This window comes from uncultured Caulobacter sp. (genome assembly GCF_937900395.1).
GTDB lineage: Bacteria > Pseudomonadota > Alphaproteobacteria > Caulobacterales > Caulobacteraceae > Caulobacter.
On sequence record NZ_CALCDX010000175.1, the window covers coordinates 1 to 10395 of the forward strand.

Annotated in this window: 12 protein-coding genes and 1 pseudogene; 5 read left to right on the forward strand and 8 right to left on the reverse strand. The window is 67.6% G+C overall.

Annotated elements, in window-relative coordinates:
• Together grxD and Q0379_RS15345 are read left to right on the forward strand one after the other, a co-directional pair.
• Nucleotides 1–284, forward strand: a 284-nt coding sequence (gene grxD, locus Q0379_RS15340; RefSeq protein ID WP_299010580.1) for a Grx4 family monothiol glutaredoxin, incomplete at its 5' end; no start/stop codon positions are given.
• Nucleotides 285–357: 73 nt separating this feature from the next.
• Entirely contained in the window at nucleotides 358–777 is a 420-nt protein-coding gene (locus Q0379_RS15345; RefSeq protein ID WP_299010583.1) for a thioesterase family protein, read from the forward strand.
• Here the strand turns inward: Q0379_RS15345 and Q0379_RS15350 are convergent.
• A complete protein-coding gene (locus tag Q0379_RS15350; RefSeq protein ID WP_299010586.1) occupies nucleotides 761–1132 on the reverse strand; it encodes a hypothetical protein in 372 nt (123 codons plus the stop codon). The genes Q0379_RS15345 and Q0379_RS15350 overlap by 17 nt on opposite strands.
• 79 nt (nucleotides 1133–1211) lie before the next feature.
• Between Q0379_RS15350 and Q0379_RS15355 the strand changes: the two genes are divergently transcribed.
• Entirely contained in the window at nucleotides 1212–2360 is a 1149-nt protein-coding gene (locus Q0379_RS15355; RefSeq protein WP_299010588.1) for a serine hydrolase domain-containing protein, read from the forward strand.
• Nucleotides 2361–2364: 4 nt separating this feature from the next.
• Here the strand turns inward: Q0379_RS15355 and htpX are convergent, their stop codons facing one another.
• From htpX to Q0379_RS15375, 4 genes are all read right to left on the reverse strand, one after another.
• On the reverse strand, nucleotides 2365–3318 hold the full coding sequence (gene htpX, locus Q0379_RS15360; protein ID WP_299010590.1) for a zinc metalloprotease HtpX: 954 nt from the start codon (nucleotides 3316–3318) through the stop codon (nucleotides 2365–2367).
• A gap of 11 nt (nucleotides 3319–3329) precedes the next feature.
• A complete protein-coding gene (locus Q0379_RS15365; protein WP_299010593.1) occupies nucleotides 3330–3635 on the reverse strand; it encodes a zf-TFIIB domain-containing protein in 306 nt (101 codons plus the stop codon).
• 266 nt (nucleotides 3636–3901) lie between these two features.
• Nucleotides 3902–4519: a 30S ribosomal protein S4 gene (gene rpsD / locus Q0379_RS15370; RefSeq protein ID WP_066685780.1), complete on the reverse strand. Its 618-nt coding sequence runs from the start codon at nucleotides 4517–4519 to the stop codon at nucleotides 3902–3904.
• 149 nt (nucleotides 4520–4668) lie between these two features.
• Nucleotides 4669–5073 (reverse strand): hypothetical protein, encoded by a 405-nt coding sequence (locus Q0379_RS15375; RefSeq protein ID WP_299010598.1) that lies wholly within the window; start codon nucleotides 5071–5073, stop codon nucleotides 4669–4671.
• A 124-nt stretch (nucleotides 5074–5197) separates the two neighbouring features.
• Between Q0379_RS15375 and Q0379_RS15380 the strand changes: the two genes are divergently transcribed.
• Together Q0379_RS15380 and Q0379_RS15385 are read left to right on the forward strand one after the other, a co-directional pair.
• On the forward strand, nucleotides 5198–6079 hold the full coding sequence (locus tag Q0379_RS15380) for a LysR family transcriptional regulator (RefSeq protein ID WP_299010601.1): 882 nt from the start codon (nucleotides 5198–5200) through the stop codon (nucleotides 6077–6079).
• 79 nt (nucleotides 6080–6158) lie between these two features.
• Nucleotides 6159–7283 carry a TDT family transporter gene (locus Q0379_RS15385; protein WP_299010604.1) on the forward strand — a complete coding sequence of 375 codons (1125 nt, stop codon included), beginning with the start codon at nucleotides 6159–6161 and terminating at the stop codon, nucleotides 7281–7283.
• Here the strand turns inward: Q0379_RS15385 and fghA are convergent.
• The 3 genes and pseudogenes from fghA to Q0379_RS15400 all read right to left on the reverse strand — a co-directional run.
• The gene (gene fghA, locus Q0379_RS15390) at nucleotides 7280–8113 is read right to left on the reverse strand and encodes an S-formylglutathione hydrolase (RefSeq protein ID WP_299010607.1); all 834 of its coding nucleotides are present in this window, start codon (nucleotides 8111–8113) and stop codon (nucleotides 7280–7282) included. The genes Q0379_RS15385 and fghA overlap by 4 nt on opposite strands.
• A gap of 143 nt (nucleotides 8114–8256) precedes the next feature.
• On the reverse strand, nucleotides 8257–9366 hold the full coding sequence (locus Q0379_RS15395; RefSeq protein WP_299010610.1) for an S-(hydroxymethyl)glutathione dehydrogenase/class III alcohol dehydrogenase: 1110 nt from the start codon (nucleotides 9364–9366) through the stop codon (nucleotides 8257–8259).
• 80 nt (nucleotides 9367–9446) lie between these two features.
• A pseudogene (locus Q0379_RS15400) lies at nucleotides 9447–10395 on the reverse strand (DUF1214 domain-containing protein); the annotation flags it as partial.

The following is a 10395-nucleotide window of genomic DNA, read 5'->3' on the forward strand; positions in this document are numbered from 1 at the left end:
ATCCGGTCGTGGTGTTCATGAAGGGCGTGCCGGACCAGCCGCGCTGCGGCTTCTCGTCGGTCGTCGTGCAGATCCTCGACCACCTGGGCGTCGAGTTCGTCGGCGTCGACGTCCTGCAGGACGACGACCTGCGCCAGGGCATCAAGACCTTCACCGACTGGCCGACCATCCCGCAGCTCTATGTGAAGGGCGAGTTCGTCGGCGGCAGCGACATCGTCCGCGAAATGTTCCAGTCGGGCGAGCTGAAGACCTTCCTGAGCGAACAGGGCGTCCTCGCTGCGTGAGCCCTCAGGCGAAGTGCATAGCGGTTCGCCGCTTGGGGGGCTCGCCCTCTAAAAACAACGCGCGGCGACGCGCGTGAGCCGGCTGTTCGTCCCGCCCACGGACGCTTTCTCCCTGACCTTCCAGCCCCAGGCGTCGGACATCGACGCCAACGGCCACGTCAACAACGTGGTCTATCTGGGATGGGCCCAGGACCTGGCCATCGCGCATTGGGAGGCTTGGGCCAGCGAAGAGCAGCGCGCGCCCTGGAGCTGGGTCGCGCGCCGCCACGAGATCGACTACCGCCGCGAGCTTCTCCTGGGCGAGACCGCCGTCGGCTACACCTGGGTCGGCGAGCTCAAGGGCCCGCGCTTCGAGCGCTACGTCCGCATTGACGGCCCCGATGGCGAGATGTGCGCCCAGAGCCGCACCGACTGGGTCCTCATCGACATCGCCGCCAAGCGACCCGCCCGCGTCTTGCCCTGGATGGTCGAGCGGTTCACGCCGAAGGGCTGACGATCGGGTTCGCGATGACGATCCGCTCGCCGCGCTTCAGGCCCAACTCCTCATAGCTGAAGGTCAGATCAGCCCAGCCTTTCGGCCCCTTGCACGTCTCCAAGCGTCGGCGGGCGAAGGCGACCACCGCCCGGCCGTCCTTACGGTCCACCCGGAACACCATGTTGGCGCGGTCGGCGCAGCCCCGGCTCTCGATCCGGATCGTCACGGCGCGCCGACCGAGCGAGACCGCGAGCAAGGGCTCAAGCTCGGGCCAGGTCTCGCCGGGAACCAGCCGGGGCGTGGTCGCGCAGCCGGCCAGAACGAAAGCCGCTCCGGCCAGGACGAAACCTCTGCGTGAACACCTCGCGCTCATCGACCTCTATGCGAACCGCTCGAACTCGGTTGAAGATCGCGCGCCGCTGGCCGCCTGACCAGCCTTGGGGAGAGGGTTCGTGCGCGTTCGTTTCGCTTTCTTGTCTCTGAGCCTCGCCGCGCTGATGGCCAGCGCATCGATCTCTCCGGCTTTCGCGGCCGACTATCGCAAGCTCGACGCCGAGATCGATCGGCTGAGAGAGGCCGGCAAGGTCCCCGGCGTCGCGATGGCGCTCGTCGAAAATGGCAAGCTCACCCACCTCAAGGCCAGCGGCGTCCGCAACGCCAAGGGCGATCCTCTGACGCCGGACACCATCATGTATGCCGCGTCCCTGACCAAAGCGACGTTCGCCTACTACGTCATGATGCTGGTCGACGAGGGCAAGCTGGATCTGGACAAGCCGGTCGCGACCTACCTTCCAAAGCCCCTGCCCGACTACAAGGCCTATGCCGACCTGGCGAACGATCCGCGCTGGCGCGAGATCACACCGCGGATGCTGATGACCCATTCGGCCGGCTTTCCGAACTTCCGCTGGCTGAACCCCGACGAGAAGCTGGACATCAAGTTTCAGCCCGGCAGCCGCTACGCCTACGCAGGCGAAGGCATCAACCTGATGCAGTTCGTCATCGAGCAAGGGCTAGGCCTGAAGGTCGGCGAGGACATGGACCGCCGGTTGTTCCAACCACTGGGCATGACCCGATCCAGCATGATCTGGCGCGACGACTTCGCCGGGAATCTCGCGGACGGCCAGGACGAGAACGGCAAGTGGGAGCCGCACGACGACCGGTCCAGCGTCAAGGCGGCGGGCTCGCTGGACGCGACGATCGAAGACATGGGCAAGCTGGCGGCCGCCATGGCGTCAGGCTGGGGTCTCTCAGCGAAGGCGCGCGCCGAGTTCGTGAAGCCTAGCCTGCCGATCAAGAGCGCCCACGAGTTTCCAACGCTGACCACGGAGGAAAACCCCGACAACGCCAAGATCGGACTGGCGGCGGGCATCGGGGTCGTCGTCTATCGAGGGTCCCAGGGCCCGGCCTTCCTGAAGGGCGGCCACAACGACATCACCGACAATATGCTGGTCTGCGTCGACCAGGGCCGCCGCTGCGTGGTCATCCTGACCAACAGCGGCGTCGGCCAGCGGATCATCCCCGCCCTGGTCAAGGCCGCGCTGGGCGAGACCGGCGCACCCTGGTCCTGGGAATACGGTCGCCTGCCGCCGATCTCGCCCTAGGCCATCAGCCCCAGGGGCCGGTCTGCCGTCCCAAGCCTGAAGGCCGTACGGCGGGCTCAGAGACCGGAACCGCCGCGCGCCGCGCGCCCTGGCCCACGCCCAGGCGCATCAGCGCCTCGACGCGGTTGTGGGTCGCCGGGTGGGTCGAGAACAGGTTGTCCGCGCCCTTCCCGGCCAGCGGGTTGATGATGAACATGTGGGCCGTGGCCGGATTGCGCTCGGCCTGGACGTTCTCGTAGCCGCCGCGCGCATAGGCTTCGATCTTCTCCAGCGCGCGGGCCAGGGAGTCGGGGTCGCCGGCGATCTGGGCGCCGATGCGGTCGGCCTCGTATTCGCGCGAGCGGCTGATCGCCATCTGCACCAGCATGGCGGCGATCGGCGCCAGGATAGCGATGGCGATCGCGCCGATCATCCCGCCGATGCCGCCGCCATTGCCCTCCTCGTCGCGCGAACCGCCGAAGAAGAACGCGAAATTGGCCAGGGCCGAGATCGCGCCGGCGATCGTGGCCGTCACGGTCATGGTCAGGGTGTCGCGGTTCTTCACGTGAGCCAGCTCGTGCGCCATCACGCCCCGGATCTCGTCGCGGGTCAGCAGCGACAGCAGGCCCGTGGTGGCGGCGACGGCCGCATGGGCCGGATCGCGACCGGTGGCGAAGGCGTTGGGCTGGACGCTGTCGATGATCGTGATGCGTGGGCGCGGCAGACCGGCCTTGGCGGCCATCTCGGCGACATCGGCGGCATAGTTGCGGATCAGCGGTTCGGGATGCGTCTCGTCGACCTCGACCGCGCCATAGGTGCGCAACACGATCTTGTCTGCGTTCCAGTACGAGAAGGCGTTCATCGCCACGGCCAGGGCCAGGGCGATCGCCATCCCGGTCGGGCCGCCGATCAGATAGCCGGCGCCGGCGAACAGGGCCGTGAGGCCCGCGAGCAGCATGTAGGTCTTGAAGTGGTTCATCGGTCTGGCTGTCAGTCGAAGATGTCGAACAGGTCGAAGCGCTTTTTCTTCTTATAGCCGTAGGCCCCGCCGCGATGGTCGTCCTCGTCGCGGCGATAGCCGGACGGCCTGTGATCGTGGTGGTGGTCGGGTCGGCTGTAGGGTCGCGGCTGGCCATAGACCGCCTGCGTCTCCTCGCGTTCCAGCGCCATCAGCTTCTCTAGCTCCCCGCGATCCAGCCACACGCCCCGGCAGCGCGCGCACATGTCGAACTCCACGCCGGCGCGCTGGACGCTCTGCATCGAGGCGTCGCAATTGGGGCACATCAGAAGCGGCATACGGAACCTCCGGTCCAAAAAGGGATGGATCGGGTGTTCCCGGCCTCGAACGGCGCCTTTTGGGGAGGGGGGCATAGGCGGCCGGACCCAAGACATCGAGAACACCCGATGCGGTCCGACATCACGAGCGCTTGCATCGCTCGCCAGAGGGGCCCGGTCCCGCTGTCCTACAGCTAGGCGGCCTTGAGATCGGCTTCAAGGGGCGGAAAACAAAAAAGGCCCCGGATCGCTCCAGGGCCTTTTCCGTATCGTTTCGGATCCGACGCTTACGAAGCGTAGAATTCGACGACGAGGTTCGGTTCCATCTTCACCGGGTACGGAACTTCCGACAGTTCCGGAGCGCGGACGAAGGTGGCGGTCATCGACTTGGCTTCGACCGAGACGTACTCGCAGAAGTCACGTTCGTTCGAGGCCAGCGACTCCAGCACCAGGGCCATGTTGCGCGACTTTTCACGGACGGTGATCACGTCGCCAGCCTTGCAGCGGTACGACGGGATGTTGACGCGCTTGCCGTTGACCAGGACGTGGCCGTGGTTGACGAACTGGCGAGCCGCGAACGGGGTCGGCACGAACTTGGCGCGGTAGACGATGGCGTCCAGGCGCGATTCCAGCAGGCCGATCAGGTTCTCCGAGGTGTTGCCCTTGCGACGGGCGGCTTCCTCGTAGGTGCGGGCGAACTGCTTTTCGGTCAGGTTACCGTAGTAGCCCTTCAGCTTTTGCTTGGCGCGCAGCTGCAGACCGAAGTCCGACACCTTGCTCTTGCGGCGCTGGCCGTGTTGGCCGGGACCGTACGAGCGTTGGTTGACCGGGGACTTCGGACGGCCCCACAGGTTTTCACCCATGCGGCGGTCGATTTTGTACTTGGCGCTATGGCGCTTCGACATAGTCGTTCTTTCTAACGATCCGGGCCGGCTCCCCTCGAGAGAGGTGCGATTGCAACGGCGGCTTCGGGTCAATCCGTCATAAGCTCATCGCGCCGCGCGGCGAGCCGGCGGCGTGAAGGCGCGGTTTATGAGCGAAGGCGGCCGGGGAGTCAATCTTCCCCGCCCTTTCCGGGACAGGGCCGCACCAACGGATTGCGCACGCGGATCTGGCCGCCGCGCTCCACGCCGAACGTCTCCAGGGGATAGCGCAGCTCGACGCCCTCCGCGATCAGGGCCCGGCACATGTCGGGCCGCTTGCGGGTGAAGGTGAAGGCGGTCAGGCCGTCGCGGCGCTGGCTTTCCACGGCGAAGTCATCTGATCGCGTGCAGCCGTTTGACGAGACCCTGATCACCAGGTCGTCGCGTTCCACGCGGACGGCCTGCAGCGGCTCAAGCCCCGCCGACGCGCCCCGGGTCACAGAGACGTCGTGATGGCCCTCATCAGCGTCGATGATCACGCAGGCGGACGTGCTCAAGCCCACCAGGGCAACGGCGGCGAGCGATGCGAGTTTCATGGATTTCCCCTCCAGTCAGCTTGACCGTGAGAAGGCCGTTCACCGCCTGAACCCAGGATGAATTACGAAAGAGTCACAACCGGTCGGCGTGGACCCCAACGGCCGCGCGGCCTAAACCTGCGCCATGACCCTCGAGCAGCTTCGCATCTTCGTCGCCGTGGCCGAGCGGCAGCATGTCACCCAGGCGGCGCGCGAGCTGAACCTCACCCAATCGGCGGTGTCGAGCGCGGTGGCGGCGCTGGAGAACCGGCACGGCGTCTCGCTGTTTGACCGGGTCGGACGCAGCATTGTCCTGAACCCCGCCGGCCAAGCCTTCCTGTCCGAGGCCAAGGCGGTGCTGGCGCGGGCCGAGGCCGCCGAAGCCGCGCTCACGAACCTGGGCGACCTCTCCCGGGGGCGACTGGCGATCCAGGCCAGCCAGACGATCGCCAGCTATTGGCTCCCCGCCCGACTGGCCGCCTTCCGGCGCGCCTGGCCCGGGATCGTCCTGGACGTCACCATCGGCAACACCCGCCAGGTCGCCGAGGCGGTGGCCGAGGGACTGGCCGAACTCGGCTTCGTCGAGGGTGCGGTCGAGAACCCGGCTCTGGAGCTCAGCGTCGTTGATCAGGATCAGCCGGTGATCCTGGTCTCGCCCGAGCATGCTTGGGCCAACTATCGCCCCAAGGCGACCGATCTCACCAAGACCGAATGGGTGTTGCGCGAACCGGGCTCGGGCACCCGCGCCGCCTTCGACCTGTTGCTGAGCTCGGCCGGCGTCGATACCGCCGGCGCGTCGGTGGCCGTAACCCTTCCCGACAACGAGTCCGTACGCGGCGCGATCGAGGCCGGCATGGGCGCGGGCGTTCTGTCGCGTAGCGTCGCGGCGGCGAGCCTCGCGGCCGGAACGCTGGTCGAGGTCGCCTTTGACCTGCCGCCGCGCGACTATTGGCTGGTGCGCCATAGGGACCGCTGGCGCAGCAAGGCGGGAGAGGCCTTCCTGGGCGCGATCCAAAACGTTCTATAAAATCGAACGATATTACATAAACAACGCGTTGGATTGAACGATTTCTTTGGCGCATGACGCCGGGCGAAAGGATCGTCTCATGACTAACCGTCGCCCTGGCCTCTCCCGCCTGCAAGACGAGATCGTGCGCCCGTTCACGCCCAACTGGTTCGCCGTCACCATGGGCACCGGCGTGCTAGCCGTCGTCCTGGCCCAGACGCCGCTGCGTCCGCTCGGCCAGGCGCTCTGGCTGGTCAATATTCTGCTGTTCTGCGTGTTCAGCGGTCTCTACGCCGCGCGCTGGGCGCTGTTCCCGCGCGAGGCCCGGAGGATCTTCGAACACCCGGTGATGTCGATGTTCTTCGGCTGCGCCCCGATGGGGCTGGCGACGATCGTCAACGGCTTCCTGCTCTTCGGCCCGGACCTGCTGGGCCCGCGCGCCATCGCGATCGCCGACGTCTTGTGGCGGATCGACGTCCTGCTGGCGATCGCCTGCGGCCTGGTCATCCCCTTGCTGATGTTCACGCGCCAGGACCACGGCATCGAGCGGATGACGGCTGTGTGGCTGCTGCCGATCGTGCCGTCCGAGGTGGCCGCGGCTAGCGGCGCCCTGCTGATCCCCCACCTGGCTGATCCGGCGGCCAGGCTGGACGTCCTGACCACCAGCTACGTCCTCTGGGCCCTGTCGGTCCCTCTGGCGCTCAGCATCCTGACCGTTCTGCTGCTGCGGATGGCGCTGCACAAGCTGCCAGAGGCGGGCATGGCGGCGACCAGTTGGCTGGCCCTGGGCCCCATCGGCACCGGCGCCCTCGCCTTGATGGTGCTCGGCGAAGCCGCGCCCGCCGTGCTGAGCCAGAACGGCCTGGCGAGCTACGCGGTCGCCTTTCGCGGCGCCAGCCTCTTGGGCGGACTGCTGCTGTGGGGCTATGGCCTGTGGTGGTTGACGATGGCGGCCCTGATCACGGTGCGGCAACTGCGCGTCGGTCTGCCGTTCAATCTGGGCTGGTGGGGCTACACCTTCCCGCTCGGCGTCTTCACCCTGGCCACGCTGAAGCTGGCCCACCTCCTGCCCATCCGCGCCCTGGGCGCGATGGGCCAGTCGCTGATCGCGGCGTTGGCCGTCATCTGGGTCATCGTCGCGATCCGCACGATCCGCGGGGCCTGGAGCCGCGTCCTGTTCCACGCCCCTTGCCTTGTCACCGACAAGGCCGTCGCCCGCGCTTAGAGCCGGGCGGCGTGGAACGCCAGGTGGTCGGCGATGAAGGTCGTGATGAAGAAGTAGCTGTGGTCGTAGCCTTCCTGGCGGCGGACCGTGACCTTGCGGCCGGCCTTGGCGGCGGCGGCTTCGATCAGTTCGGGCTTCAGCTGGCTCTCCAGGAAATTGTCCGCGAGGCCCTGGTCGATCAGGATGTCGTCGAAGCCGCCGCCCTTGCCGTCCTCGATCAGGGCGCAGGCGTCGTGCGGCCGCCAGGCGGCGCGGTCGGGGCCGAGGTAGGCCGTCAGCGCCTTGTCGCCCCACGGGCAGTTCAGCGGCGAGACGATCGGCGCGAAGGCGCTGACCGACCTGAAGAGCCCGGGGTGCTTCAGCGCGATGGTCAGGGCGCCGTGGCCGCCCATCGAGTGTCCGAAGATCCCCCTGCGAGCGCCGTCCAGCGGGAACGCGCCCTCGACCGCCACCAGCAGATCGCCAGTGACGTAGGAATGCATCTTGAAGTGCGGCGCCCACGGCGCCTGGGTGGCGTCGACATAGAAGCCCGCGCCCTGCCCCAGGTCGTAGGCCGGATCGTCCGCCACGCCCTCGCCCCGGGGGCTGGTGTCAGGCGCGACGATGGCGATCCCATGCCGGGCGGCGTGTTCGTAGACGCCCGACTTCACCGTGAAATTGTCCTCGGTGCAGGTCAGGCCCGACAGCCAGACGAGATAGGGAAAAGGCCCCTCTCCGTCCGGCGTCCACACCGTGAACTTCATCGGCGTGCCGGTGCTGGTGCTGTCATGCTTGCAGTATCGCAGCGTTCCGCCGTGGACGCGGTGAGTGGAGAGGGTTTCGACGGTCATGGATTGTCTCCTCTCCCTTCCCCCTTGATGGGGGAAGGGTCGGGGATGGGGGTGATCTACCGAGCAGGCGAAGGCGCGCGGCGTCAGCCGTCGCGGTCACCCCCACCCTACCCTCCCCCATCAAGGGGGAGGGAGCGTTAAACCTAGAACGTCACCACGGTCCGGATGCTCTCGCCCGCATGCATCAGGTCGAAGGCCTTGTTGATCTCTTCCAGCGGCAGGACGTGGGTGATCATCGGGTCGATCTGGATCTTACCGTCCATGTACCAGTCGACGATCTTCGGCGTGTCGGTGCGACCGCGCGCGCCGCCGAAGGCCGTGCCGCGCCAGACACGGCCGGTGACCAGCTGGAACGGACGGGTCGAGATCTCCTTCCCCGCCTCGGCCACGCCGATGATGATACTCTCGCCCCAGCCGCGATGGCAGGCTTCCAGCGCCGTGCGCATGACGCCGGTGTTTCCAGTGGCGTCGAAGGTGTAATCCGCGCCGCCGTCCGTCAGAGCCACCAGATGCGCGACGAGGTCGCCTTGCACGTCCTTCGGGTTGACGAAGTGGGTCATGCCGAACTTGCGGCCCCATTCCTCGCGGTCCGGATTGATGTCGACGCCGACGATCATGTTGGCGCCGACCAGCTTCAGGCCCTGGATGACGTTCAGGCCGATGCCGCCCAGGCCGAAGACGATGCAGTTGGCGCCGGGCTCGACCTTGGCGGTGTTGGTCACGGCGCCGACGCCGGTGGTCACGCCGCAGCCGCAGTAGCAGGCGGTCTTGAACGGCGCGTCGCGGCGGATCTTGGCCACGGCGATCTCAGGCAGAACCGTGTAGTTCGAGAAGGTCGAGCAGCCCATGTAGTGATAGATCGGCTGGCCCTTGTACGAGAAGCGGCTGGTGCCGTCGGGCATCAGGCCCTTGCCTTGGGTCGCGCGGATCGCGGTGCACAGGTTGGTCTTGCCCGAGAGGCAGCTTTTGCACTGGCGGCACTCAGGCGTGTAGAGCGGGATCACGTGGTCGCCGACGGCCACACTGGTCACGCCGGCGCCGACCTCGACCACCACGCCCGCGCCCTCGTGGCCCAGGATCGAGGGGAAGATGCCCTCGCTGTCGAGACCGTCCAGCGTGTAGGCGTCGGTGTGGCAGACGCCCGTCGCCTTGATCTCGATCATCACCTCGCCGGCCTTGGGCCCTTCGAGGTCGACCTCGACGATCTCCAGCGGCTTCTTGGCTTCGAAGGCGACGGCGGCGCGGGTCTTCATCGGAAGGTCTCCTCAGGAACGAGTCGGCGCGACTTTGCCGCCGAGCGCCGCCCGGGTCGAGCCCTGATCAGGCCTACAAGCTAGACCTTGGTCACGGGCGGCAGGCGGTAGCGGCCATCCAGCAGTTCGGCCCGGGGCAGATAGGCGCGCAGGTACATGGCGAATGGCCCGGTCTTCGGCGCGGGCAGCCAGTTGGCCGAGCGCTCGCCGCCGGGGTCGGCGCGGCCGATCCAGATGTCCAGGCCCCCGTCCGCATTGCGCTTCAGGCCCGGCGTGCGGTCGCCGATCGTGTAGCGCTTCAGCGGATTGTCGGTGAAGAAGAACTGGCCGTCGGTCGTGGCCTCGTACATCGACAGCGACCAGAAGCCGTCCAGAGGCAGATGCGCCGGCAGGCTCAGGCGATAGAGGCCATCGCCCGTGAACAGACCCGCGCCGTCGTCGCCGGCGGCCTTCATGTACATCGCCTCGGCCACCGGCAGCGCCGCCCAGGCCCTGCAGGGCGACGATGGCGCGATAGAGATAGTCCTGCCCGTAGTCGCCCAGGTTCGGGCGCGGATAAGACCAGCCGCCCGTGAAGGTCTGGCGCCCCTTGGCGAACTGGGTGATCAGCCGCGCCTCGTCGACGCCCTCGGCGGCCGCGGCCGGATCGAAGGGCCTCGCGCCGAGGAAGGCGGCCGTTCGGCGGAGGATGCGCAGGTCGCTCGGCGGGGCCGGATCGCTGGCGAGCAGCGCGCGAGCAGCGGCGAAGTAGGCGTCCGGCGCGGCGTCGCGGGTGGCGTAGACAGGAGCGGACGCCGCCGGCGGCCCGGTCAGCGCGAAACCGTCCTGCGCCTTGTGCGCGGCGGCCAGGTCATCACCGCCGTCGGTGAGCACGCGCAGCAGCAGCCAGGCGTGCGGCGTGGCGATCCGGGTTGGGTTGGGTCCGGCTGACCCCTGCCCTGGCCCGACGAGGGTGAAGGTTCCGCCCTCCCCGCCGATCGTGCGCGTCCCCAGCACCACGTTGTTGTTGGTGAACATGTCCATCACCGC